Source organism: Pseudomonas sp. UF-293, from assembly GCF_058245595.1.
The window spans coordinates 138,952-164,922 of record NZ_JBSICA010000004.1 but is presented as its reverse complement, the minus strand read 5'-3'; the positions used below and the strand labels follow the sequence as shown (position 1 = coordinate 164,922).

Below are 25,971 nucleotides of genomic sequence, written 5' to 3'. Positions count from 1 at the left end.
AATTTTCCTCTTGAATATCAGGAGCCGTGTAGGTTGAATTTCAGGCAACCCGGTAACCCGGACGGACGATCTTCATGCTCAGCACGCAGGTCAGGGCAAACGGCACGAGCATCGCAATCAGCATCCCGATGACGAACATCGGAATGAACTGCGGAATGATCGAGATGAAACCGGGAAGGCCGCCAACGCCAATGGCCGAGGCCTGGATCTTGTTCAGCGAGAGGAACATGCAACCCAGCGCCGAACCGGCCAGCGCGGCGTAAAACGGAAACTTGTAGCGCAGGTTGACGCCGAACATCGCCGGCTCAGTGATTCCGAAGTAGGCGGAAATCGCCGAGGTCGAGGCCATGCTCTTGTCCCGCGCATTGCGCGTCATCCAGAACACCGCCAGTGCCGCACTGCCCTGCGCCAGGTTGGACATGACAATCATCGGCCAGATGAATGTGCCGCCCTGGCTGGAAATCAGTTGCAGGTCCACGGCGAGGAACATGTGGTGCATGCCGGTGATCACCAGCGGCGCATACAACAGTCCGAAAATCAGACCGCCCACCAGCGGCGCCAGATCGAAGAGCATCACCAGCCCTTCGGTGATGTAGATGCCGATATGCCGGGTCACCGGGCCGATGATCGCCAGCGCCAGCACGCCAGTGACAACGATGGTGGTGATCGGCACCACAAGTAATTGCACGGCGTTGGGCACTCGCGCGCGCAGCCATTTTTCGATGACGCTCATCACGTACGCCGCCAGCAGGATCGGCAGGATCTGCCCTTGGTAACCGACCTTTTCCACCTGGAACAGGCCGAGAATGTCGAAATACGGCAGCTGCTGCCCATCCAGTCCGGCGACGGCCTTGCCGTAGTTCCAGGCGTTAAGCAGGTCAGGGTGCACCAGCATCAGACCGAGGACGATGCCGAGGATTTCGCTGCCGCCGAAACGCTTGGCCGCCGACCAGCCGACCAGCGCCGGCAGGAACACAAACGAGGTGTTGGCCATCAGGTTGATCAGGCTCCACAACCCGTCGAGGTTTGGATAGGCATCGAGCAGTGTCTGGCCCTCGATGAACATGCCCTTGGCGCCGAGCAGGTTGTTGATACCCATCAACAGGCCGGCAATGATCAGCGCCGGCAGGATCGGCATGAACACATCGGAAAACACCCGCACCAGCCGCTGCATGGCGTTTATCTTCTCGGCGCTTGTCCGTTTAACGTCGGCGATGGTCGACGCCGCGAGACCAGTCTGTTGGCGCAGTTCGGCGTAGACCTTTTCAACATCGCCCGGGCCGATGACCACCTGATACAACCCGCCGGTGAAGAACGAGCCCTTGACCAGATCGACGCCATTGAGTGCGGCCACATTCACCAGTGCCGGGTTCTTCAACGCCAGGCGCAAGCGCGTCACGCAATGCGCCGCCTGCTCGATGTTGTCGCGGCCACCGAGGCTTTCCAGCAGTTCCTTGGCGATGTTCGGATAGTCATGGCTCATGCTTGTTCTTCCGTCGTGGATTGTTGTTATTGGCAGCACGCCGAGAGGAAAAATACTCGTCTGTACGAGTTAATGCAACAACTCGTCTGTACGAGTTTGTGTGCGTGGATGAACATCAGATCAGCAGGGATTTTTCCTACTTGGACCTAAGATGTTTTCCGTCCTCCGCATGGACAAAGCCCTACCCTACCCTTAAGGTTCAGGGTTTTGAGCACCGTCGGCACAGAACCCAGCCATGAGCAAATACAACCAGATCTACAGCGATTTGCTTGCCAGCATCACCACCCAGCGCCTGGAGCGCGGCGCCCGGCTGCCCTCCGAAACCGAGCTGATGGACACCTATCAGGCCAGCCGTGGCACTGTGCGCAAGGCTATCGATCAGTTGCAGGAGCGCGGGTTTGCCCAGAAGATTCACGGCAAAGGCGCGTTCGTATTGTCGACCAACCCGATCGAATTTCAGCTGGGCGGCATCGTCAGTTTTCAGGAGACCCACCCGCGCTTGGGCAACGACGTCAGCACCGAAGTGGTCGAGATGTGCCAGGTCCCGCTGGAAGGTGCGCTGCTCGAACACATCAACGCCGAGCCCGGCAGCCCGATCACCCGCATCAAGCGGGTACGGCGCATCGACGGCAAGCGCGTCATCCTCGACATCAACCACTTCGTCAGCGCAGTGATTCCCGACCTGTCTGCAGACATCGCCGAACATTCGATCTACGCCCACATCGAACAGACCCTGCAACTGCAGATCGCCTACGCCCAGCGCACCATCGAAGCCGTGCCGTCCAGCAAAGACGACCAACAACACCTGGACCTCGACGGCCAGAGCCATGTCATCGTGGTCAGCAACCAGACCTTTCTGCAGGACGGCCGCCAGTTTGAATACACCGAATCACGGCATACGCTGGACAAGTTCTATTTTTCGGATGTGGCGCGGCGCTGACATTCGCTAACAGGCGAGCCCGTTTCAAAATATGTGATTCGCTGACAAACCAGACCGACCTCCGCTAATATGCCGCCGTGGCTATGGAACACCTTCCTTCTACCCCTCTGAACTAGGGGTTCCGCTCTCCACACCGCGCCTGCTTATTGCAGGCGTTTTCGTATCGATTGCGCAGTGAGCTTCACCTCACTGGAAACGGCGACCAAGGAAGAAATCATGATGAATCAGGAGCTGTTCCTGCGGCGCCGTACAAAACTCCATGTCCCAGCGGGTACTGGCGGAGCCACACGCGCGCAGGTCGCATCGGCTGTCAAAGAAGTCGCTGCGTTCCGATGTGTACTTTCCGAGTCGCTGATCGAGCAGATCGGCTTGCTCTCTGCGGTAGAACTCAAAAATTGGCTGCGTGAAGTCATTCGCGTCCTGCGGCGTCGCAGCGGTGCTCACGTACATCACCGACCGTTTTATCCTGACTTCCCCAATCAAGTCCTCGAAGCGACAGAGGCGGAGTTGTATCTCAACGCCGTCATTCACTACCACACACTTCGGCGCCTGCCACCCAGCGAACAGGTTCGGCCAGCCATGCTTGAAGGCAACTTCATCCATTGGGTTATCGAACCAGGAAGTGTCAGCGAGTTCGAGGCATTGCTCGAGCCGCTGGTCTCATCGCGCACCTCGCTGTCCGAAGAGGAAGCCGCGGATGTCACTTGGTTTATCCGAACTTACAGAAACGACGTGTTCCGTCTGCTGCCCGAGACTATCCCGTTCCGCGAGATTCGCGCGTTGGTTGGCGGCGCGCTGATCCTGCATATCGGTGACGATGCCCGGGTCGAGGAATTCCTTGAGCAAAATGTCGAAACTGCAACCGACGTGCTGCGCGTGGCGATCGCACTGCATGGCGGAGACGTATCGCTGGCAACGGCTCTGACGCGCTTTAGCAAAATGAAACGTTCGATGCGTCGCAAGCTGTTGCGCCTGCTCGACCGCATGCCCAACGCTACCGAGGATGTGATGCGCCAGGCGGAACGCTGGAAACGTCTGGCCGAAGTCCTGCATCCAGGCGATTACGCTGAGAAGTATCCGCGGGCATTCGCGGCCATCACCGCAGCGCGACGCAACGATCCACCGGCCTCGTTCGGGTCGCGTGTCGAAACCATGCTTGCCCAGCACCAGATCGCCGCGCTTACGTCGGTGCTGCAGGATCGTCCCGGAGAATTCGCGCGCCGTCTGGACGTGATGTTACGGCGTGCCACAGAACCGGACGCGGTGCTCGACGCCTTTGCGGCTGTCGCGGCGCAAGTGTCCTCACCGGTGCTGCTGCAATTGCTGGCCCAGGTAAATGCCCCGCGCCCCCTGCCCTTGCGGGCGTTCACACCTAAAGGAGCGCTGGCGAAAGTCTTCGGCACTGCTGATCGTCGAGAGTCGATCGCACCGCAGGTATTGGCACGTGCCGCACAGATTTGCGAGAACGCCCTGATCGCGCGTTTCACGTTGCTGCCACCACTGGGACGTTGTTTCATCGATCCGGCATTGCGCGACTACCGAGTGCCACTGGCACAGCGCGCCGCAGCGAAGTCACTGCGGACACTTGTACGCGGCAGTCGCTTGCCAATGCCCGACACGCGATTCATTCGCCTGTTCCTCTGGTGGAAGAATGGTCGTGACCGCACGGACATCGACTTGTCGGCCGCCTTCTTCGACACCGACTTCCTCTTCAAGGAAGCGGTCGCCTATTACAACCTCAAAGGTTATGGCGGTTACCACAGCGGCGACATCGTCGACGCGCCTAATGGCGCTTCCGAGTTCATCGACCTCGACCTTGATGCTCTCGTCAAAAAGGGCGTCCGCTATGTCGTTACGTCCCTCAACTCATTTACCCAGCAGCCATATTGTGACCTTCCTGAATGCTTCGCGGGCTGGATGGCCCGTGCCGACACTGCATCGGGGGAAGTGTTCGAGCCTCGCTCCGTGGTCGACCGCATCGATATCGCCTCCGATACGAGTATCTGCCTGCCGTTCGTGATGGACCTACAGGAGCGACGCATGATCTGGGCCGATCTGGGGCTGACTTCATCGCCCCGCTGGAACAACGTCGACAATAACCTCAGCGGAGTTTCGTTGATGCTGCGCGCCCTGGTGCATACACCAAGGCCGGATCTGCACACACTTTTCGATTTACATGTGCGGGCACGAGGCGAACGAGTGGCCTCTGCAGAGCAGGCGCAGAGGGTGTTCGCACCTGAACAAGGGCTGACGCCGTTCGATACGGATCTGATTCGGTCTGAATATCTTTGATATCTGCGGCAGATTTGCTGGCTACTGAACACATAGCCGTGCCTGAAGTTTTCGGCGATCAATAAAAATGCCAGTCAGCAAAACTGACTGGCATTTTCAAGAGCATGGCAAGCGCCTGTAAACCTGGCGCCTAGCGGAGGCCGGACGAGCCGGCTTGCTGCATCACTCCCACTCAATCGTCGCCGGCGGCTTGCTCGACACGTCATACGTAACGCGCGAGATGCCTTCGATTTCGTTGATGATGCGGCCGGAAACGGTTTCCAGCAGCTCGTATGGCAGGTGTGCCCAACGTGCGGTCATGAAGTCGATGGTTTCTACGGCACGCAGGGCAACCACCCATGCGTAACGACGGCCGTCGCCAACCACGCCAACCGATTTCACTGGCTGGAACACCACGAAGGCCTGGCTGACCTTGTGGTACCAGTCGGCCTTGCGCAGTTCTTCGATGAAGATGTGGTCGGCGCGACGCAGCAGGTCGGCGTATTCCTTTTTCACTTCCCCGAGGATGCGCACGCCCAGGCCCGGACCCGGGAACGGGTGACGGTAGACCATGTCGTACGGCAGGCCCAGCTCCAGGCCCAGACGACGGACTTCGTCCTTGAACAGTTCGCGCAGTGGCTCGACCAGTTTCAGGTTCATCTCTTCCGGCAGGCCGCCCACGTTGTGGTGCGACTTGATCACGTGCGCCTTGCCGCTTTTCGCGCCAGCCGACTCGATCACGTCCGGGTAGATGGTGCCTTGGGCGAGGTACTTGATGTTGTCCAGCTTGCAGGATTCGGCATCGAACACGTCGATGAAGGTGCGGCCGATGATCTTGCGCTTCTTCTCCGGGTCGGCTTCGCCCGCCAGGTTGTTGAGGAACTGCTCCTCAGCGTTGGCGCGGATCACCTTGACGCCCATGTTCTCGGCGAACATGGCCATCACTTGCTCGCCTTCGTGCAGGCGCAGCAGGCCGTTGTCGACGAAGACGCAGGTCAGTTGATCGCCGATGGCCTTGTGCAGCAGCGCGGCAACCACCGAGGAGTCAACGCCGCCGGACAGACCCAGCAGCACGTTGTCGGTACCGACCTGAGCGCGGATGTTGGCGATGGCGTCTTCAGCGATCTTCGACGGCGTCCATAGGGCTTCACAGCCGCAGATGTCGAGCACGAAGCGCGACAGGATGCGACCGCCCTGCTTGGTGTGGGTCACTTCCGGGTGGAACTGCACGCCGTAGTAAGCGCGGTCGTCGTTGAACATACCGGCGATCGGGCAGCTTGGGGTGCTGGCGAGGATGTGGAAGTCTTCCGGCATCTTCGTGACTTTGTCACCGTGGCTCATCCACACGTCGAGGCCGAACAGGCCGTCGGCGTCGATGTGGTCTTCGATGCCGTCGAGCAGACGGCTCTTGCCAACCACGTCAACGCGGGCGTAACCGAACTCACGCAGTTCGGAACCTTCCACCTTGCCGCCCAGTTGCTCGGCCATGGTCTGCATGCCGTAGCAGATGCCGAATACCGGAACGCCCAGGTCGAACACCGCCTGCGGGCAGCGCGGGCTGTTGGCTTCGTGCACGGACTCGGGGCCGCCGGCGAGGATGACGCCTTTAGGGGCGAATTCGCGGATCGCATCTTCGTCCATGTCGAACGGGTGCAGTTCGCAGTACACGCCGATCTCGCGCACGCGGCGGGCAATCAGCTGGGTGTATTGCGAACCGAAGTCGAGGATCAGGATGCGGTGAGCGTGAATGTCGAGGGCCATGACTCATTCTCATGTAGTGAATCAGAAACAACTCGGGGCTGAATGAACAGCCCCGGTGATTTAACGTTTTGCTGGAAGCCTCAACCTACGCGGTAGTTCGGCGCTTCCTTGGTGATCTGCACGTCGTGAACGTGGGACTCGGCCATGCCGGCACCGGTGATCCGCACGAACTCGGGCTTGGTACGCATTTCTTCGATGTTGGCGCTGCCGGTGTAACCCATCGAAGAACGCAGACCGCCCATCAACTGGTGAATGATCGCGCTCAGGGTGCCTTTGTACGGCACACGGCCTTCGATGCCTTCCGGAACCAGTTTCTCGGCGCCTGCCGAGGAGTCCTGGAAGTAACGGTCGGACGAGCCTTGAGCCTGGGACATGGCGCCCAGCGAACCCATGCCGCGATAAGCCTTGTACGAACGGCCCTGGAACAGTTCGATCTCGCCCGGCGCTTCTTCGGTACCGGCGAACATCGAGCCCATCATCACGCAGGACGCACCGGCCACGATGGCCTTGGACAGGTCACCGGAGAAACGGATACCGCCGTCGGCGATCAACGGCACGCCGGTGCCTTCAAGGGCGGCGGCAACGTTGGCGATGGCGCTGATTTGCGGCACGCCGACACCGGCGACGATACGGGTGGTGCAGATCGAGCCTGGGCCGATACCGACCTTGACTGCGTCGGCGCCCGCTTCGGCCAGCGCCTTGGCGGCTGCGCCGGTGGCGATGTTGCCGCCGATCACCTGCACTTCAGGGAAGTTTTCCTTGACCCAGCGAACGCGGTCGATCACGCCTTTGGAGTGACCGTGTGCGGTGTCGACCACCACCACGTCCACGCCGGCGTTGACCAGTGCGGTCACGCGATCGCCGGTGTCTTTACCGGTGCCGACCGCAGCGCCAACGCGCAGACGACCTTGATCGTCCTTGCTGGCCAGCGGATAGGCTTTGGCTTTTTCGATGTCGTTGACGGTCATCATGCCTTTGAGGGCGAATTTGTCGTCGACGATCAGCACGCGCTCGATGCGGTGCTTGTGCAGCAGTTCACGGACGTCGTTCTTGTCGGCGCCTTCCTTGACCGTGACCAGACGCTCTTTAGGCGTCATCACTTCGCGGACAGTGGCTTCCAGACGGTTTTCGAAACGTACGTCGCGGGAGGTGACGATGCCGACCAGGTCGCCATCGTGCAGTACCGGAACGCCGGAAATGTTGTGCAGACGGGTCAGTTCGAACAGATCACGCACCGTGGCATCGGCCTCGATGGTGATGGGATCCTTGACCACACCGGCTTCGAACTTCTTGACCTTGCGCACTTCGGCAGCTTGCTGCTCGATGGTCATGTTCTTGTGGATAATGCCGATGCCACCTTCCTGAGCCATGGCGATTGCCAGACGGGCTTCAGTAACGGTGTCCATGGCGGCAGAAACCAGAGGAATATTCAGTTCGATGCCACGGGTAAGACGGGTCTTCAGACTGACTTCGTTGGGAAGCACCTCGGAATAACCGGGCACTAGGAGAATGTCGTCGAATGTCAGAGCTTCTTGGCTGATACGCAGCATCGCGGGGGCTCCCGAGCGGGAAAATGGAAGCGCGCCATTATAGTCAGACACCCCCTGCTGTTCAATGTAAAACTCAGCCTAATTGATAGATGGAAAAGCCCGCTTTCTGTAGGAGCTGCCGAAGGCTGCGATCTTTTGATCTTGCCTTTGAAAAGCAAAGTCAAAAGATCGCAGCCTTCGGCAGCTCCTACAGGGATCAGAGCTCGACCTTTACCCAACTTACAGGTTGATCGAGCCAATCGGCGAACTCGTCGATAAAGCTCTGCTTGAACCCCGCCTCCAGCCAATTATTGAAAATGAAGCCGAGGTTGGAAAACGCGCACTCCTGCAAAAACAGGAAGCCGTTGATGTCGTCCTCATGCCCACATTCCGGGCAGGTGAAATTGTCGGTGCGCCCTGGAAACCAGTCCTCAAGGCTTTCGAACAGCGCCTCGCCCACTTCGCGGCGACACTCGGCGCAACCGGCCTCTTCGAGAAAGCCCTTGGCCGGCGTATAGATGCAGCGTTTGGTGACGATCTCCAGGCCATTGATCGGCTCGCCGAACGGCAGCGCTTCGGGGTACAGCACCACCGCACGAGCACCGTCGGCGATGGCGTGAGCCATACGGTTGCCGGTGCGGCCGCAGGTGGTCAATTGTTCTTCGATGATGTTCTTGCGCACCAGCCAGCGCACGATCGCCCGCGCCCGGGGCTCGTGCACCTGCAGGGTGGAGATTTTCGGGACGATGATGCTTTGCGAGTTCATGGTGGAGCCTGCTGCCAATATTCAAGATTTCCAATGTGGGAGCGAGCCTGCTCGCGAAAGCGCAGTGTCAGGCAGCTTTTTTGTTGCTGACCCACCGCATTCGCGAGCAGGCTCGCTTCCACAAGGAACTGCGGCCGGCAGCTTAATCCCTGACGAAATCCGGTCAAGTGCTGAAATAGCGCACGATCAAGGCTATTCCGCTGGCCAGCACCAGCCACGTCACCAGCCGCACAAACGCCTCGCGGGACAATCGCATGGTCAGCCGCCGCCCGATCCACAAGCCCAGCGCCATCGCCGGCAACAGACACAGGGCAAGCATCAACAAGGGTAGCTCGGCATACACACCGGCGATGACAAACAGGCTCAGGCGCACCACGGTGCTGCAACTGATCAAGGCACTTTGCGTGGCCCGCGCCGCATCCTTGGGCAGGCGGCTGTTCAGATAGATCGCGTAAAGAAAGCCACCACTGCCAAACAACGCGCCGAACAACCCGCCCACTGTGCCCATCGGCACCGCCCACGCGGCCGACAACTGTGCCGGCCGCGCTTTCACCCACAGGCTGTAAACCGCATAGGCGCTGATAAACAGCCCCATCAACAACAGCAACAGATCGGATTTCAGGTTCAGCAGGAAGATCACCCCCAGCGTGCAGCCGATCGCCATGCACGGCAGCAGCCTGAGCAATTCCGGCTTGGCGACGGCGCGCCGCGAGGGCAGCAGATTGCCGAACGCCGCGACAAAATCCAGCAACACCAGCAACGGCACGATTTTCGACAGTGGCATGAACACAATCAGAATCGGCCCCGCCACCAGCGCCGTGCCGAAACCGGCGATACCGAAGACGATGTAGGCCAGGCCAATGGCCAACCCGATGACTGCCCAACCACCAGCTCCCCACGACCACGCCCCCAACAGTTCCATTACGCTCATCACCGAATTTCCTTATCAAGTTATCAATACTCGCCTGTAGGAGCTGCCGAAGGCTGCGATCTTTTGATCTTGATCCTGAAAAAACGAGATCAAAAGATCGCAGCCTCGTTGCACTCGACAGCTCCTACAGGGTTCGTGCAATGAGCAGAAGAATGCCTTTAAACTGCGCCCCATGATTAAAGATCCCTTTGCAAGACTTGGCCTGGACCGAGAAGTCCTGACCGTCAGCCAGCTCAACGGCCGCGCGCGGGTGTTGCTTGAAGACGTGTTCAGCAACATCTGGGTCGAGGGCGAAATCTCCAACCTCGCGCGCCCGGCGTCCGGCCACGTCTACTTCACCCTCAAGGACAGCGGCGCGCAGGTGCGTTGCGCGCTGTTCCGGCAGAACGCCGCGCGCGTGCGTCAGGCGTTGAAGGACGGTCTGGCGGTCAAGGTACGCGGCAAGGTTTCGCTGTTCGAAGGCCGTGGCGACTATCAGCTGATCCTCGACACCGTGGAGCCGGCCGGCGACGGCGCGCTGCGTCTGGCCTTCGATGCGCTGAAGGAGAAGCTCAGCGCCGAAGGCCTGTTCAGTGCCGAACGCAAAGTGCCGCTGCCCGCGCATCCGCAGCGCATCGGCATCATCAGCTCGCCGACCGGCGCGGTAATTCGCGACATCATCAGCGTGTTTCGCCGCCGTGCGCCGCAGGTGCAACTGACCCTGATTCCGACCGCCGTACAGGGCCGCGAGGCCACCGCACAAATCGTCCGCGCGCTGAAAATGGCCGATGCCCGTGGCTTCGACGCGCTGATCCTCGCCCGTGGCGGCGGCTCACTGGAAGACCTCTGGTGCTTCAACGAAGAAGCCGTGGCGCGCGCGGTCGATGCCTGCGTGACGCCGATCGTCAGCGCCGTCGGCCATGAAACCGATGTGTCGATCAGTGACTTTGTTGCCGACGTCCGCGCACCGACGCCCTCGGCCGCCGCCGAACTGCTCGCCCCGGATTCCAGCCATCTGATCCGTCAGGTCGAGAGCCTGCACCGGCGTCTGGTGATGCGCATGCGTGACCGCTTGATGCGTGATCGCCTGCGTCTCGAAGGCATGGCCCGACGGTTGCGTCATCCCGGCGAACGTCTGCGCCAGCAGGCGCAACGTCTGGATGATCTGGACATGCGCATGCGCCGGGCCTTCGAGCGTAGCCTGAATACTCGCCGCGAACGCCTGATTCGCCTGGAAACCCGGCTCGCCGGGCAACATCCAGGGCGTCAACTGGCAATGCTCCGCCAGCGTCTCGACAGCCTCGCCGAACGTCTGCCCCGGGCCATGCGCGATGCTCTTAAACAGCGCCGGCAGCAATTGCACAGTCAGATGCAGACCCTGCACGTGGTCAGCCCGCTGGCGACTCTCGGTCGTGGTTACAGCATCCTGCTCGACGAGCGTGGCCACGCGATCCGCAACGCCGCGCAGACCCACACCGGCCAGCGCCTGAAAGCCAAGCTTGGCGAAGGCGAACTGCAAGTGCGCGTCGAGGACAATCACCTGACGCCCGTCACCCTCTCTTTACTGGACTGATCCATGCCGCGTTTTCTCGCTCCGCTGCTGTTGCTCTGCCTGACCTTCAACGCCCACGCCGACAGTTACATCACCCGGCTGCTGAACAAACCGGTGCCGGGCGGCGTCGCCGTGGTGGATCTGGGCGCTGCCGCGCAGGCGCCGAAAGCTACTTATCAGGGCAAACCGGTGCTGGTGGTCAAGGAGCAGAACAACTGGCTGGCGATCGTTGGCGTACCGCTGACGGTCAAGCCTGGTGCACAGCAGATCAGCAGTGGCGGGCGCAACCTGCCGTTTATCGTGGGCAGCAAGAAATACCCGGAACAGCACATCACCCTGAAGAACAAACAGCAGGTCAATCCGAACGCCGACAACCTCAAACGCATCGAGGGTGAACTGGCGGAGCAGATCGCGGCTTACCGCAGTTTCAGCCCGAACACGCCGAGCAATCTGCTGCTGGACAAACCGGTCAACGGGCCGCTGTCGAGCAAGTTCGGTGTGCGTCGTTTCTTCAATGGCGAAGAACGCAATCCTCATGCCGGCCTCGATTTCGCGGTACCGGCCGGAACGCCAATCAAGACCCCGGCGGCGGGCAAGGTGATTCTGATCGGCAATTATTTCTTCAACGGCAACACGGTGTTTGTTGACCATGGCCAGGGCTTTATCAGCATGTTCTGCCACATGTCGAAGATCGACGTGAAGAACGGCCAGCAACTGGCGCGCGGCGCGGTGGTGGGCAAGGTCGGCGCAACTGGCCGGGCGACCGGGCCGCACATGCACTGGAACGTCAGCCTGAACGATGCGCGGGTGGATCCGGCGATTTTCATTGGGGCCTTCCAACCTTGAATATGTGTTGAGGCGACCGGCCTCTTCGCGAGCAGGCTCGCTCCCACAGGGGATCTTTGCTGTGAATAAGATCCAGTGTGGGAGCGAGCCTGCTCGCGAAGGCGGCCTATAAAACACCGCCTTACTCAATGAATCTCCAAAAACTCAATTGCGCTCCCATCTAGCCTCACGCAAACATCAATAACTTCCACCGCCTTAAGCGCAATAAATTCCTGCAAAATCCCGCTTTCCGGGTATTCCTCTCAATTTTTTCCGACTGCTTGCCATCCTTTCCCCTCGCGGTTAGGGTTGAAGCCATGAAAACCTCTCACACCCTCATTCAGCTTCGCCAGCACCGCAGCCTGTGCCTCGTCAGCGCACGACTGCCAGGCTGAATCGCTGCGCCTCGTCCTACGCTTTTCCAAGAACAATCGTTCAACCGGCAGGCCGCCTCTTTTCGGCCCAGACAACAAGGAATTTCCCGATGAGCATGCTCAAAGACCCGTCTTCGAAATACCGCGCGTTTCCCGTCATCAACCTGCCGGATCGCACCTGGCCGTCGAAAACCATCGACGCCGCGCCGATCTGGTGCAGCTCCGACCTGCGTGACGGCAACCAGTCGCTGATCGAACCAATGGACGCGGCGAAGAAGCTGCGCTTCTGGAAAACCCTGGTGCAGGTGGGCGTGAAGGAAATCGAAGCGTCGTTCCCGGCCGCTTCGCAAACCGACTTCGACTTCGTGCGTACCCTGATCGAAGAAGGCCACATCCCGGACGACACCACCATCCAGGTGCTGACCCAGGGCCGTGAAGACCTGATCGAGCGCACTTTCGAATCCCTGCGCGGGGCGAAGAAAGCCATCGTTCACCTGTACAACGCCACCTCGCCTTCTTTCCGTCGCATCGTCTTCAACCAGGACAAGGACGGCATCAAGGCCATCGCCGTCAACGCCGCCAAGCTGTTCGTCAAATACGCGGCGATGCAGCCGGACACCGAGTGGACCTTCGAGTACTCGCCGGAAACCTTCAGCGCAACCGAGCTGGAATTTGCCAAGGAAGTCTGCGACGCGGTGATCGAGGTGTGGAACCCGACGCCTGAGCACAAGATGATCCTCAACCTGCCGGCCACAGTTGAATGCGCGACGCCGAACGTCTACGCCGACCAGATCGAATGGTTCGGCCGCAATATCAACCGTCGTGACAGCGTGATCATCAGCCTGCACACCCACAACGACCGTGGCACTGGCGTGGCTGCTACCGAGCTGGGCCTGATGGCCGGCGCCGACCGTGTCGAAGGCTGCCTGTTCGGCAACGGCGAACGCACCGGTAACGTCGACCTCGTCACCGTCGCGCTGAACATGTACACCCAGGGCGTCGACCCTGAGCTGGACTTCTCCGACATCGACGGCGTGCGCAAGGTCGTCGAAGAATGCAACCAGATCCAGGTGCACCCGCGTCATCCGTACGTGGGCGACCTGGTCCACACCGCATTCTCCGGCTCGCACCAGGACGCAATCCGCAAGGGCTTCGCCCAGCAGAAACCGGACACCCTGTGGGAAGTGCCGTACCTGCCGATCGATCCGGCCGACATCGGTCGCAGCTACGAGGCGGTGATCCGCGTCAACAGCCAGTCGGGCAAGGGCGGCATCGCTTACTTGCTGGAGCAGGAATACGGCATCAGCCTGCCACGGCGCATGCAGATCGAGTTCAGCCAGGTGGTGCAGCGGGAAACCGATCGCCTCGGCCTGGAGATGACCGCCAAGCAGATTCACTCGCTGTTGATCAGCGAATACCTGCAGGCCAACACCCCGTACGCGCTGGTCAGCCATCGTTTGCAGGAAGAGAACGGCAACAGCGCCGTCGAAGTCGAAGTGGCCAGCAAAGGTCAGGGCGAAACCAACCTGCACTGGCGCGGCAAGGGCAACGGCGCGCTGGAAGCACTGGTCGCCGGCCTGCCGATTCCGGTGGAAATCATGGACTACAACGAACACGCGATCGGCGCGGGCACCAATGCCAAAGCGGCCGCCTATATCGAACTGCGGGTGAACGGTGAACGTGCAGTGCACGGCGTGGGTATTGATGAAAACATCACCACCGCCAGCTTCAAGGCATTGTTCAGCGCGCTGAACCGCTCGCTGAGCCAGCCAGAGGCGAAAGCAGCGTAATCCGACCACTGAAATGCGAAAGGCCCCGGAGTGTGAGCTCCGGGGCCTTTTTTTTTAGATCAAAGGATCGCAGCCTTCGGCAGCTCCTACATTGGGACGGCGTACATCCTGTAGGAGCTGCCGAAGGCTGCGATCTTTTGCTTTTCAGGTGAACTCAAACGTGTCGGCATCCAGGTTCGCCGGAAAGCGCTCGCGATACGCCGCCAACGGCGCCGCTTCCAGAATCACCTTGAACACGCCATCCGCCTCCCCCGCCGCCAGCAACGTCTCGCCCTGGAAATCCAGCACCTGACTGTCACCGGTATAGGCGAAGCCTTTGCCATCGCTGCCCACCCGATTGACCGCCGCCACATAGCAGAGATTTTCAATCGCTCGCGCCGGCAACAGGCGGTTCCAGTGCAGGCGCCGTGCGCCCGGCCAGTTGGCGGTGTACAGCAGCAGATCGGTGTCCTGCGCATCGCGGCTCCACACCGGGAAGCGCAGGTCGTAGCAGATCAGCGGACGAATCCGCCAGCCTTTGAGCTCGAACTGCACCTGACGCTCGCCCGGCGTGTAATGGTTGTGCTCGCCAGCCATACGAAACAGGTGACGTTTGTCGTAATGCAGCACTTCACCGTCCGGCCGCGCCCACAGCAAGCGGTTGCGATGGCTGCCGTCAGCCGCCTGGATGATCACGCTGCCAGTGATGACCGCATCGAACTTGGCCGCCTGCACCCGCAGCCATTTGCTGGTCGGGCCGTTTTCGGCTTCGGCGAGGGTTTCCGATTCCATGGAAAAACCGGTGGTGAACATCTCCGGCAGGATAATCAGATCGGCGCCACGGGCCTGTTCCAGCAACAGCTCGAAGTGCTCGAGGTTGGCCTGGCGGTCGTGCCAGGCCAGGCTGGTCTGGATCAGCGCCAGAGTCAGGTCTGGCAATGCACTCAGATCACGCATAGTTTCGCCGCTGCTTCACGCAGCGTCTCCTCGCGTTTGGCAAAGCACAGGCGTATCAGGCGCTGGCCTTGCGGTGGATTCTGGTAGAACACCGACACCGGAATGCTCGCGACACCGTGCTCGCGAGTCATCCACATGGCCATGTCGACATCATTCAGATCTGGACGGATCTGCGAATAATCGACCAGCTGGAAATAAGTGCCGGTGACACGGGTGAAGCTGAAGCGCGACGGCGCGAGCAGATCGCAGAACAGATCGCGCTTGGCCTGATAGAAGCCCGGCAATTCTTCAACGTGCTCCGGGTGCTCGGCCATGTAATCGGCCAGCGCGTATTGCAGCGGTGTGACGCCACAGAAACTGACGTACTGATGCACCTTGCGCAGCTCGGCCGTCAGCGCCGGCGGGGCGACGACGTAGCCGGTTTTCCAACCAGTGACGTGGTAAGTCTTGCCGAACGAGCTGACCACGAACGCGCGCTGATACAGCTCTTCATGGGCGAGCACGCTGACATGCGGCACACCGTCGAAAACCAGGTGTTCGTAGACTTCGTCGCTGATCAGATAGATGTCGCGATCACGGATCAACGCCGCCAGTTGATCGAGCTCGGCGCGGCTGATCAATGCGCCGCTGGGGTTATGCGGGGTGTTGATGACGATCATTTTCGTCCGCGGGCTCAGCGCCGCTGCGAGCTGGTCGAAGTCGATGGAGAAGTCGTCCGGATTCAGCTGCACATGCACGCAACGACCGCCCGCCAACTCCGTCGCCGGGGCGTAGCTGTCGTAGCACGGATCGAACACGATGACTTCGTCGCCGCTGTGGATAACTGCCTGAATCGCACAGAAAATCGCTTGGGTCGCGCCGGGCGTTACCGTCACTTCATGATCGGCATCGACAGTCACGCCATAGCTGCGCGCGATCTTGGCCGCGATCTGCTGACGCAACGCCGGCAAACCGGTCATCGGCGAATACTGGTTATGGCCACTGGCGATATGCCGCCCGACCGCATCACGCAGCGACTGCGGGCCGTCGAAATCCGGGAAACCCTGGGACAGGTTGATCGCGCCGGTCTGCGCCGCGAGCTGAGACATCTGCGTGAAAATAGTGATGCCGACATTCGGCAGCTTGCTGGTGATCATCGGAAGCCCCTTGCAGGTGAGCTGCAAGTTTCAAGCGTCAAGCTGCAAGCTGCAAGCAAAAACCCGCGCCCACAAAAAAGGGCTTCATACGAAGCCCTCTCTGCTTTACCGCTTTTACTTGAAGCTTGCAGCTTGCAACTCGCAGCTGCTTCTATTTCTTGTCGCGGCGTTTTTTGCTGGCTTTCTTGTTGTGCGACATCAAGCGACGCTTCTTGTTGACCTGGCGGTCGGTCAGCGTGTTCTTGTTGCCCTCGTACGGGTTCTCGCCGCCCTTGAACTCGATGCGGATCGGCGTACCGACCAGCTTGAGCACACGACGGTAAGTGTTTTCCAGATAGCGCACGTACGACTTCGGCACTTTCTCGATCTGGTTACCGTGGATCACGATGATCGGCGGGTTCGCACCACCCAGGTGAGCGTAACGCAGCTTGATCCGGCGATTGTTGACCATCGGTGGCGCGTGCTCGCCCACCGCATCTTCGAGAATCTGGGTGAGGCGGTTGGTCGGCCAGCGGGTCACAGCGGACTTGAACGAGTTCTGCACCGAAGCGTAGAGGTTGCCCACGCCCGTGCCGTGCAGTGCGGAGATGAAGTGAATGTCGGCGTAGTCGACGAAGAACAGCCGGCGTTGCAGCTCGACTTTGACGAAGTCGCGCTCGCTCGGCGTCATGCCGTCCCACTTGTTGATCGCGATGACCAACGCACGACCGGATTCGATCGCGAAGCCCAGCAGGTTGAGGTCGTGGTCGACCACACCTTCGCGGGCGTCCATGACGAAGATCACCACGTTGGCGTCTTTGATCGCCTGCAGGGTTTTGACCACGGAGAACTTTTCGACTTCTTCGTGGATCTTGCCGCGCTTGCGCACACCGGCAGTGTCGATCAGCGTGTACTTCTCTTCATTGCGCTCGAACGGAATGTAGATGCTGTCACGGGTAGTGCCCGGCTGGTCATACACGATGACCCGGTCTTCACCGAGCATGCGGTTGACCAGAGTCGACTTGCCGACGTTCGGACGACCGATGATGGCGATCTTGATCCCGTCTTTCTCGCTCGGGCCAGGAATGCGCTTGGCTTCCTCGCCTTCGGCAACGACTTCTTCCTCTTCGCCTTCAGCCGGCTCGTCATCATCGCGCGGGAATTCGCTCAGAGCGGCTTCCAGCAATTGCGTGATGCCACGGCCGTGGGCGCCGGCGATCGGGATCGCGTGGCCCATGCCCAGCGGGGCGAATTCGGCGCGGGCCATTTCCGGATCGATGTTGTCGACCTTGTTGGCCACCACGTGGGAGCGCTTGTTACGTTTGCGCAAATGCTCGGCGATCATCTGGTCGGCAGCGGTAAAACCGGCCTTGGCATCTACCAGAAACAGCACCACATCGGCTTCTTCGATGGCCAGCAGCGACTGCTCGGCCATTTTTTCGTCCATACCATGTTCGTCACCGGAGATACCGCCGGTGTCGATCAGAATGTAGGAACGCCCTTGCCACTTGGCCTCACCGTACTGGCGATCACGGGTCAGACCGGACAGGTCGCCGACGATGGCGTCACGAGTCCTGGTCAGGCGGTTGAACAAGGTGGACTTGCCGACGTTCGGTCGGCCCACCAGGGCGATTACGGGAACCATGCGGCTCTCCACTTCGTTATTTCAGAAAATACAAAAGCCGCTGCGAGGCAGCGGCTGGTGCTCGGGGCAACACCCGGGGGCGCTGCAAACCCTGCTGATGCAGGGCCGCTTGGGGATGAACCCCAAGCATAGTTGTTACTTGATGGTCAGGGCTTCCAGTTTGCCGCTGTTGCCATACACATAAATCGTGTCGCCCACCACCAGCGGACGAGCACGAAGGCCGTCGCTGTCGATGCGCTCACGGCCGACGAAACGACCGTCGACCTGACTCAGCAGATGCAGATAACCTTCCAGGTCACCCACAGCTACGTAGCTGGAGAACACTTCCGGTGCCGACAATTGACGACGAGCCAGCGAGTCGTTGCTCCACAGTGCGGTGGTGGAACGCTCGTCGACGCCTTCAACGGTGCCCGAGGACAGGCTCACGTAGACGCTGCCGAAACCCTGAGCGATACCAGCGTAGCTCGACGCATCGCGCTGCCACAGTTGACGACCGCTTTCCAGGTCCAGTGCCGCCACGCGACCCTGATAGCTGGCGACGTACAGCGTGCCGCCGGACAGCAGCAGGCCGCCGTCGATGTCGACCACGCGCTCCAGTTCCGAACGCCCCTGTGGAATGGCGATGCGTTGTTCCCACACCGGCACGCCGTTGGAGATGTCCAGCGCGACCACTTTACCGGTCGACAGGCCAGCCACCGCCAAGCGGTTGGTGACCAGCGGAGCACTGGTGCCACGCAGGGTCAGGACCGCCGGGGTGCTGTCATACACCCAGCGCTGGTTGCCGGTGGCAGCATCCAGACCGATCAGACGATCGTCCTGGGTCTGCACGACCACTACGTCGCCGTTGTTGGCCGGCGGCGCGAGGACTTCACTGTTGACGCGGGCACGCCACTTCTCTTCACCGTTGCTGGTGTCCAGAGCGACGACTTCGCCACGCAGGGTACCGATCAGTACCAGACCGTAACCCACGCCAACGGCGCCGGAGACAGGCAGTTCAAGATCCTGGTCCCACTTCACGTCGCCATTGCTGCGATCCAGCGCCATCACCACACCGGTCACATCGGCGGCGTAGATGGTGTCACCGTCGATCGCCGGCACCAGCATGTTGTAGGTTTCGCCCTGACCGTCACCGATCGAGCGGCTCCACTGCTTGTGCAGAACGACTTCTTCTTTGAAGTCGGTCAGCTCAGCCGGAGGCAATTCTTTCTTGCTGTTGCTGCTGCAACCCGCGGCCAGAAGGGCCAGAGCCAGCAATGCTGCATGCTTCCAACGGATCACGTCACGCATCCCCTTTGGCCAGGTCGTCGAGCTTGATTTGAAGGCCACCGACCGCCGCTTCATCCGACAGTGCCGCCTTGGCTTTTTGATACGCCTTGTTCGCGTCATCGGTACGGCCCAAGCGCACCAGCAGGTCGCCCTTGAGCTCTTCGCGAGTGGCCAGGAACGCTTTGTCGGCATCGCCGTCGAGCAGTTTCAAGGCGTCTTCGGCCTTGTCCTGCGCGCCCAGCACCTGCGCCAGACGCTGACGGGCGATTTCGCCCAGCGCCGGGTTGGCCGGTTTGTCGACGATGGCTTTGAGTTCGGTTGCCGCGTCGTCCAGCTTGCCGCTGTCGACCGCTACTTTGGCGACGAACAGGCTGCCGTACTGCGCGTAGGCAGAACCGCCGTATTCGCTGTTGAGCTTGCCGGCCAGATCCGCAACGCGGGCGGCATCGGGCTTGCCGTCAGGCGTCAGCGTGGTTTCCAGCAATTGCTGATAGAGCACCGAGGCGCCTTGCGACTGGTTGCTCTGGTATTTGTGATAAGCCTGCCAGCCGAACACGATGACCAGCGCCAACAGGCCGCCGGTGACCAGAGGTTTGCCGTTGCGTGTCCACCAGTCCTTCAAATCCGCCAACTGTTCGTCTTCGGTACTCGACACCCCAATACTCCTTAATCGCTAAATCGGCTGTTAAGACAGCTTCAACCCTGCACGACGCAGGTGGCCAGGTGAGCGGCGAGCGCATCCCAGGCAATGCTTTGTTGTTCGCCCTGGCCACGCAGGGGTTTGAAACCTACCACTTGCTGGGCCATTTCGTCGTCACCGAGGATCAATGCGTACAGCGCACCGCTCTTGTCGGCCTTTTTGAACTGGCTTTTGAAACTGCCGGCGCCGGCATTGACTTGCAGACGCAGGTTAGGAAGTTCATCGCGTACCCGTTCGGCCAGAGCCAGACCAGCCAGCTCGGCTTCCTCACCGAAGGCGCAGAGGTAGACGTCGACCTGACGGGAAATCTCTTCCGGGATCTGCTCGAGGGTTTCGAGCATCAATACCAGACGCTCGATGCCCATGGCGAAACCGACACCCGGGGTTGGCTTGCCGCCCATCTGCTCGACCAGACCGTCGTAACGGCCGCCCGCGCACACGGTGCCCTGGGCGCCGAGCTTGTCGGTGACCCATTCAAAAACGGTTTTGCTGTAGTAATCGAGGCCACGCACCAGTTTCGGGTTGAGCACATAAGGAATGCCGACGGCATCCAGACGCGCCTTCAGGCCTTCGAAGTGAGCACGGGACTCGTCGTCGAGGTAATCGGCCATTTTCGGCGCGTCGACAAGCACGGCCTGGGTGTCGGCATTTTTCGTGTCGAGCACGCGCAGCGGGTTGGTTTTCAGGCGACGCTGGCTGTCTTCGTCGAGCTTGTCGTGGTGCGCCGAGAGGTACTCGACCAGCGCTTCACGATAGCGACCACGGGACTCGCTGGTGCCGAGGCTGTTGAGTTCGAGCTTGACCGCATCACGAATGCCCAACTCACCCCACAGGCGCCAGGTCATGATGATCAGCTCGGCGTCGATGTCCGGACCGTCGAGGTTGAACACTTCCAGACCGATCTGGTGAAACTGGCGATAGCGGCCTTTCTGCGGACGCTCGTGGCGGAACATCGGGCCGATGTACCAGAGCTTCTGCACCTGACCACCGCCGGTGATGCCGTGTTCGAGCACGGCGCGTACGCACGCCGCGGTACCTTCCGGACGCAAAGTCAGCGAGTCGCCGTTGCGGTCTTCGAAGGTGTACATCTCTTTTTCGACGATATCGGTGACTTCGCCGATCGAGCGCTTGAACAGCTCGGTGAACTCGACGATCGGCATGCGGATCTGCTTGTAACCGTAGTTATCCAGCAGACGCGCCACAGTGCCTTCGAAATAACGCCACAGCGGGGTCTGTTCGGGCAGGATGTCGTTCATGCCACGAATGGCTTGCAGAGACTTGCTCACAAAATTTCCTTAATTCGTTCGATCAGCCGCGCGCGATAACGGCAGCGTCAGCTTCGACCTTTTCGGCCGCTTTCTGGCGGATCAGCTTTTCCAGCTCGTCCACCAGATTGTCATTCGTCAGCTTCTGCGACGGCTTGCCGTCGATGTAAATCAGGTTGGGCGTGCCGCCGGTCAAGCCGATATGGGCTTCCTTGGCTTCGCCGGGGCCGTTGACCACGCAACCGATGACCGCGACATCCAGCGGCACCAGCAGGTCTTCAAGGCGCCCTTCCAGCTCGTTCATGGTTTTCACCACATCGAAGTTCTGCCGCGAGCAGCTCGGGCAGGCGATGAAGTTGATGCCACGGGAACGCAGATGCAAAGACTTGAGAATGTCGTAACCGACCTTCACTTCCTCGACCGGGTCGGCCGCTAGCGAGATGCGGATAGTATCGCCAATCCCTTCGGCGAGCAGCATACCTAGGCCGACGGCGGATTTCACCGTGCCCGAACGCAAACCACCGGCTTCGGTAATGCCGAGGTGCAGCGGCTGAACAATTTCCTTTGCCAGCAAGCGGTAGGCTTCGACGGCCATGAACACGTCGGAGGCTTTCACGCTGACCTTGAAGTCCTGGAAATTCAGGCGTTCGAGGTGTTCAACGTGGCGCAGCGCGGATTCGACGAGCGCCGCCGGGGTCGGCTCGCCGTATTTCTTTTGCAGGTCTTTTTCCAGGGAACCGGCGTTGACGCCGATGCGGATCGGAATGCCGCGATCACGCGCCGCATCGACCACGGCACGCACGCGGTCTTCGCGACCGATGTTGCCCGGGTTGATGCGCAGGCAGTCCACACCCAGTTCGGCCACGCGCAAGGCGATTTTGTAGTCGAAGTGGATATCGGCCACCAACGGCACTTTGACCAGTTGCTTGATCTTGCCGAACGCCTCGGCGGCGTCCATGTCCGGCACCGAGACGCGAACGATGTCGACACCGGCAGCTTCCAGACGATTGATCTGCGCCACAGTCGCGGCGACGTCATTGGTGTCGCTGTTGGTCATGCTTTGCACAGCGATCGGCGCGTCGCCGCCCACCGGTACGTTGCCGACCCAGATCTTGCGCGATTCGCGACGTTTGATTGGAGATTCGCCGTGCATGACTTATTGACCCAACTTCAGGCGAGCAGTCTCGCCACTGGTGAACGGAGCGATATCGACCGGTTGGCCGTTGTAGCTGACCTGTGCTGCACGGGCGACGCCCAGACGTACGGCGAGCGGCGGCTTGCCGGAAACACTCACGCTGTCGCCTTTATGCTTCAGACCACTGAAAATCACTTTGCCACGGCCATCGGTCACCTGTGCCCAGCAATCGCCGGTGAACTGCAACTGCACCTGGCCTTCGCCGGCAACCGGAGCAGCTGCTTCAGCGCTTGGCGCTTGAGCAACCGGCGCGGTCGGGGCAGGTGTCGCTGGGACATTCGGCGCTGGAGTGGCCGGAGCTGCCACCACTGGCGCAGGCGTCTGTGCCGGAGCGCTTGGCGCAACTGCCGGCGCAGTTGGCTCGGTCGCTGGCGCAGCAGATTCGGCGCCGGTCGATTCAGCACTGGTTTCCGACTGCGGCAAGGCCAGCGTTGTCGAACTGTCGGCCTGATTTTCGGCGACAGCCTGGTCTTCCGGCTCGTCGATCGGGTGGATCTGCGTGGTGCCGTCAGCGCCTTCGACTTCAACGTGTTCCGGCGCCAGGCTGGTCAGATCGCGGGTGCGCTGGGAGGTCTGATCCTGCCACCAGACGAAACCGCCGCCGATGACTGCGATCAGCAGCAACAGGCTGACGATACGCAAAATGGTGTGGGAAACCCGCACCGGCTCTTCGATACGACCGAGGGCGTGAACGTTGCTGCCCTGGGAGTCGGTGCCGGTGGACTGGTCGAATTGCTGAACCAGAACGGTCTGGTCCATGCCGAGCAATTTGGCATAGGCGCGAATGTAACCGCGAGCGAAGGTATGCCCCGGCAGCTTGTCGAAAGCGCCGGCTTCAAGATTGCTCAGGGATGTCACGGTGAGGTTGAGCTTGAGGGCCACTTCGGCCAGCGACCAGCCATTGCTTTCGCGGGCCTGGCGCAGGGTCTCACCGGGGTTTACGCGATTCGCTGCTACAACTTCGGGATGCGCCGCTTTCATCATTGCTCCGACAGGTATTGCTGATATTCCGGCGTACCGGGATAGAGTCGTTTTAATTGCAGACCGTAACTGGCTGCCTTGTCGCGATCTTCAAACACTTTTGCCAGCCGAACGCCGAGCAATAGACTACGTGCATTTTGTTCGGTGAGCTGGCTGAAACGGTCGTAATAGTCACGCGCGGGCACATAATGCCTGTCTTCGAAGGACAACTCAGCCATTTCCAGCAATGCGCGCGGTTGTTGGCGGTTCAGGCGCAGGGCTTTTTCCAGCTGTTGCTGGGCCAGATCACGCTGGCCAAGCTTGGCGGCGGTCATGCCGAGGTTTTCGAAGACTCGCGAACGCTCAGGATACAGGGTATCGGCGGCCGCTTGTTCAAAACGCTCGTAGGCTTCCTTGTAGCGCTGTTCTTCGTAGAGAAAACTGCCGTAGTTGTTGAGGATGCGTGCATCGGCGGGACGTGAGGACAAGGCCTTGCGAAAGTGCTCGTCGGCCAGTGCCGGCTCCATTTCAGCCTGAAACACCAGACCGAGCGCCGCATTGGCGTCGGGGTCGGAACCGTCCAGCTCCAGCGCTTTCTTCAACGGCACCTTGGCGCGCTCGGTCATGCCCTGCTGCAGGTAGCCCAGGCCCAGCTGCACGTAGGCAGCCCGCGCTTCATCGCGGCCCTTGCTGGTCTTCATCGGGTTGTAGTCACCCGAAAGGACACAACCAGCGCAAAGGCTGGCCAACAGCAACAGCAGCGCAAAGCGCAGGGACATAGAGATCCTCTCTTAGTTAGTGTTCGCGGCGTTCTGTGCCAGATCGCTGTCGGCGCTCAATTCGCGCACGGCGATGTAACGTTCGCTGCGACGGGTGCGATCCAGCACCTGCCCTACCAATTGACCACATGCGGCGTCGATGTCTTCACCACGAGTGGTGCGCACAGTGACGTTGAAACCGGCCTGATGCAACTGATCCTGGAAGCGGCGGATGGCGTTGTTGCTCGGCCGCTCGTACCCGGAGTGCGGGAACGGGTTGAATGGAATCAGGTTGATCTTGCACGGGATGTCTTTAAGCAGCTCGATCATTTCCACGGCGTGCTCAAGCTTGTCGTTGACGTCCTTGAGCAAGGTGTACTCGATGGTCAGCACACGTTTCTCGCCAAGGGCGGACATGTAGCGCTGGCACGACTCGAGCAGCATCTTAAGCGGATATTTCTTGTTGATCGGCACCAATTGGTTACGCAATGCGTCATTCGGTGCATGCAGCGACAACGCCAGGGACACGTCGATGTGCTTGGCCAGCTCATCGATCATCGGCACCACACCCGAGGTGGACAGGGTCACGCGGCGCTTGGAAATCCCATAGCCGAGGTCATCCATCATCAGATGCATGGCGGCGACGACGTTGTCGAAGTTCAGCAACGGCTCGCCCATGCCCATCATCACCACGTTGGTGATCGCACGGTCGACGGTGGCCGGGACGCTGCCGAAAGATTTGTTGGCAATCCACACCTGACCGATGACTTCGGCGGCGGTGAGGTTGCTGTTGAAGCCTTGCTTGCCGGTGGAGCAGAAACTGCAATCCAGGGCACAGCCTGCCTGGGACGAAACGCACAGAGTGCCGCGTTTGCCCTGGGGAATGTAAACGGTCTCGACGCAGCTGCCGGACGCCACGCGCACCACCCATTTACGGGTGCCGTCGCTGGAGATGTCCTCGCTGACCACTTCCGGACCACGCACTTCAGCAATGGCCTTGAGCTTGTCGCGCAAGGCTTTGCTGACGTTCGTCATGGCGTCGAAATCATCGACGCCAAAGTGGTGAATCCATTTCATTACCTGACCGGCACGGAAACGCTTCTCCCCGATTGAGTCGAAGAATTTTTCCATTTCCGGCTGGGTCAGACCCAGCAGGTTTGTTTTAACAGTCGATGTAGTCATGGATTCACCTTCACTCTGCAAGCAATGCTTAGCGAGTGGTTACTTCAGTAGCTGCGAAGAAGTAAGCGATTTCGCGAGCGGCAGCAGCTTCGGAGTCCGAACCGTGAACGGCGTTGGCGTCGATCGATTCAGCGAAGTCAGCACGGATGGTGCCGGCAGCAGCTTCTTTAGGGTTGGTAGCGCCCATCAGCTCACGGTTGCGAGCGATAGCGTTTTCGCCTTCCAGAACCTGAACGACAACCGGACCGGAAGTCATGAAAGCAACCAGGTCACCGAAGAAACCGCGCTCGCTGTGCTCAGCGTAGAAGCCTTCGGCTTCGGCTTTGGACAGTTGCTTCAGTTTCGAAGCTACAACGCGCAGGCCAGCGTCTTCGAAGCGAGTGGTGATCTTGCCGATCACGTTTTTAGCAACGGCGTCAGGCTTGATGATGGAGAAAGTACGTTGAACAGCCATGGTGTAACTCCAGAAACGGTAATTTGCGAAAAATTAAACCCGCGAATTATACGCGGGTTCTTGGGTATTGCCTAACCTGCGAGACGATCAGTCCAATTCTGCGGCCCAGAGCTCCTGAACCGCTTCGAGCACCTTCTCGCCGACCCGGCCAGAAGTAGCATCGAAGTCAGGCAGTTCAAGAATCATCTGCTGCAAACGGACAAAACCTACAGAATACGGGTCGAGTCCCTCGTGGGCCTCGGCCAATTCTTCTGCAATGCGTTGAACATCATTCCAACCGTAGCTCATGACAGT

Annotated in this window: 22 protein-coding genes; 5 read left to right on the top strand and 17 right to left on the bottom strand. The window is 60.1% G+C overall.

Features of this window, described 5'->3' with window-relative positions:
* Nucleotides 1-40 precede the first annotated feature (40 nt).
* Entirely contained in the window at nt 41-1,483 is a 1,443-nt protein-coding gene (treP, locus tag AC4IHP_RS07305) for a PTS system trehalose-specific EIIBC component (protein ID WP_460121248.1), read from the bottom strand.
* A gap of 235 nt (nt 1,484-1,718) precedes the next feature.
* Between treP and treR the strand changes: the two genes are divergently transcribed.
* Together treR and AC4IHP_RS07295 are read left to right on the top strand one after the other, a co-directional pair.
* Nucleotides 1,719-2,423: a trehalose operon repressor gene (gene treR, locus AC4IHP_RS07300; protein ID WP_460121250.1), complete on the top strand. Its 705-nt coding sequence runs from the start codon at nt 1,719-1,721 to the stop codon at nt 2,421-2,423.
* 174 nt (nt 2,424-2,597) lie between these two features.
* Entirely contained in the window at nt 2,598-4,715 is a 2,118-nt protein-coding gene (locus AC4IHP_RS07295; RefSeq protein WP_460121252.1) for a TerD family protein, read from the top strand.
* A gap of 162 nt (nt 4,716-4,877) precedes the next feature.
* Here the strand turns inward: AC4IHP_RS07295 and guaA are convergent, their stop codons facing one another.
* The 4 genes from guaA to AC4IHP_RS07275 form a co-directional block, all read right to left on the bottom strand.
* Nucleotides 4,878-6,455 carry a glutamine-hydrolyzing GMP synthase gene (gene guaA / locus AC4IHP_RS07290; RefSeq protein WP_016773344.1) on the bottom strand — a complete coding sequence of 526 codons (1,578 nt, stop codon included), beginning with the start codon at nt 6,453-6,455 and terminating at the stop codon, nt 4,878-4,880.
* Nucleotides 6,456-6,535: 80 nt separating this feature from the next.
* Entirely contained in the window at nt 6,536-8,005 is a 1,470-nt protein-coding gene (guaB, locus tag AC4IHP_RS07285) for an IMP dehydrogenase (protein ID WP_016773343.1), read from the bottom strand.
* Nucleotides 8,006-8,201: 196 nt separating this feature from the next.
* Nucleotides 8,202-8,750 carry a sugar ABC transporter ATPase gene (locus AC4IHP_RS07280; protein ID WP_490831316.1) on the bottom strand — a complete coding sequence of 183 codons (549 nt, stop codon included), beginning with the start codon at nt 8,748-8,750 and terminating at the stop codon, nt 8,202-8,204.
* A 163-nt stretch (nt 8,751-8,913) separates the two neighbouring features.
* The gene (locus tag AC4IHP_RS07275; protein ID WP_490831315.1) at nt 8,914-9,681 is read right to left on the bottom strand and encodes a sulfite exporter TauE/SafE family protein; all 768 of its coding nucleotides are present in this window, start codon (nt 9,679-9,681) and stop codon (nt 8,914-8,916) included.
* A 172-nt stretch (nt 9,682-9,853) separates the two neighbouring features.
* Here AC4IHP_RS07275 and xseA point away from each other — a divergent pair, with 172 nt between their 5' ends.
* From xseA to leuA, 3 genes are all read left to right on the top strand, one after another.
* Nucleotides 9,854-11,233 (top strand): exodeoxyribonuclease VII large subunit, encoded by a 1,380-nt coding sequence (xseA, locus tag AC4IHP_RS07270; RefSeq protein WP_024014206.1) that lies wholly within the window; start codon nt 9,854-9,856, stop codon nt 11,231-11,233.
* Nucleotides 11,234-11,236: 3 nt separating this feature from the next.
* Nucleotides 11,237-12,058: a peptidoglycan DD-metalloendopeptidase family protein gene (locus AC4IHP_RS07265; protein ID WP_490831314.1), complete on the top strand. Its 822-nt coding sequence runs from the start codon at nt 11,237-11,239 to the stop codon at nt 12,056-12,058.
* A gap of 463 nt (nt 12,059-12,521) precedes the next feature.
* Entirely contained in the window at nt 12,522-14,201 is a 1,680-nt protein-coding gene (gene leuA / locus AC4IHP_RS07260) for a 2-isopropylmalate synthase (RefSeq protein WP_042608332.1), read from the top strand.
* A gap of 144 nt (nt 14,202-14,345) precedes the next feature.
* Here leuA and AC4IHP_RS07255 read toward each other — a convergent pair whose 3' ends face one another.
* The 12 genes from AC4IHP_RS07255 to iscX form a co-directional block, all read right to left on the bottom strand.
* A complete protein-coding gene (locus AC4IHP_RS07255; RefSeq protein ID WP_490831313.1) occupies nt 14,346-15,137 on the bottom strand; it encodes an amidohydrolase in 792 nt (263 codons plus the stop codon).
* Nucleotides 15,125-16,273 carry a pyridoxal phosphate-dependent aminotransferase gene (locus tag AC4IHP_RS07250; RefSeq protein WP_460142311.1) on the bottom strand — a complete coding sequence of 383 codons (1,149 nt, stop codon included), beginning with the start codon at nt 16,271-16,273 and terminating at the stop codon, nt 15,125-15,127. Before AC4IHP_RS07250 ends, AC4IHP_RS07255 begins: the two co-directional genes overlap by 13 nt.
* A gap of 151 nt (nt 16,274-16,424) precedes the next feature.
* Nucleotides 16,425-17,897, bottom strand: a complete 1,473-nt coding sequence (gene der, locus AC4IHP_RS07245) for a ribosome biogenesis GTPase Der (RefSeq protein WP_024014210.1) — start codon at nt 17,895-17,897, stop codon at nt 16,425-16,427.
* Nucleotides 17,898-18,032: 135 nt separating this feature from the next.
* On the bottom strand, nt 18,033-19,184 hold the full coding sequence (bamB, locus tag AC4IHP_RS07240; protein ID WP_039761439.1) for an outer membrane protein assembly factor BamB: 1,152 nt from the start codon (nt 19,182-19,184) through the stop codon (nt 18,033-18,035).
* Entirely contained in the window at nt 19,177-19,818 is a 642-nt protein-coding gene (locus AC4IHP_RS07235; protein WP_016773334.1) for a tetratricopeptide repeat protein, read from the bottom strand. The genes bamB and AC4IHP_RS07235 overlap by 8 nt, the downstream gene beginning before the upstream one ends.
* Nucleotides 19,819-19,859: 41 nt before the next feature.
* Complete coding sequence (gene hisS / locus AC4IHP_RS07230; RefSeq protein WP_056790156.1) at nt 19,860-21,149, bottom strand: histidine--tRNA ligase; 1,290 nt, start codon at nt 21,147-21,149, stop codon at nt 19,860-19,862.
* 22 nt (nt 21,150-21,171) lie between these two features.
* Nucleotides 21,172-22,281: a flavodoxin-dependent (E)-4-hydroxy-3-methylbut-2-enyl-diphosphate synthase gene (gene ispG, locus AC4IHP_RS07225; RefSeq protein WP_016773332.1), complete on the bottom strand. Its 1,110-nt coding sequence runs from the start codon at nt 22,279-22,281 to the stop codon at nt 21,172-21,174.
* Nucleotides 22,282-22,284: 3 nt separating this feature from the next.
* On the bottom strand, nt 22,285-23,304 hold the full coding sequence (locus AC4IHP_RS07220) for a RodZ domain-containing protein (RefSeq protein WP_460121266.1): 1,020 nt from the start codon (nt 23,302-23,304) through the stop codon (nt 22,285-22,287).
* The gene (gene pilW, locus AC4IHP_RS07215; RefSeq protein ID WP_016773330.1) at nt 23,304-24,062 is read right to left on the bottom strand and encodes a type IV pilus biogenesis/stability protein PilW; all 759 of its coding nucleotides are present in this window, start codon (nt 24,060-24,062) and stop codon (nt 23,304-23,306) included. Before pilW ends, AC4IHP_RS07220 begins: the two co-directional genes overlap by 1 nt.
* Nucleotides 24,063-24,074: 12 nt before the next feature.
* Nucleotides 24,075-25,223: a dual-specificity RNA methyltransferase RlmN gene (gene rlmN / locus AC4IHP_RS07210; protein ID WP_024014215.1), complete on the bottom strand. Its 1,149-nt coding sequence runs from the start codon at nt 25,221-25,223 to the stop codon at nt 24,075-24,077.
* Nucleotides 25,224-25,251: 28 nt separating this feature from the next.
* On the bottom strand, nt 25,252-25,677 hold the full coding sequence (ndk, locus tag AC4IHP_RS07205) for a nucleoside-diphosphate kinase (protein WP_024014216.1): 426 nt from the start codon (nt 25,675-25,677) through the stop codon (nt 25,252-25,254).
* An 87-nt stretch (nt 25,678-25,764) separates the two neighbouring features.
* Nucleotides 25,765-25,965, bottom strand: coding sequence for a Fe-S cluster assembly protein IscX (gene iscX / locus AC4IHP_RS07200; protein ID WP_016773328.1), 201 nt, complete (start codon nt 25,963-25,965; stop codon nt 25,765-25,767).
* Between the last annotated feature and the right edge of the window lie 6 nt (nt 25,966-25,971).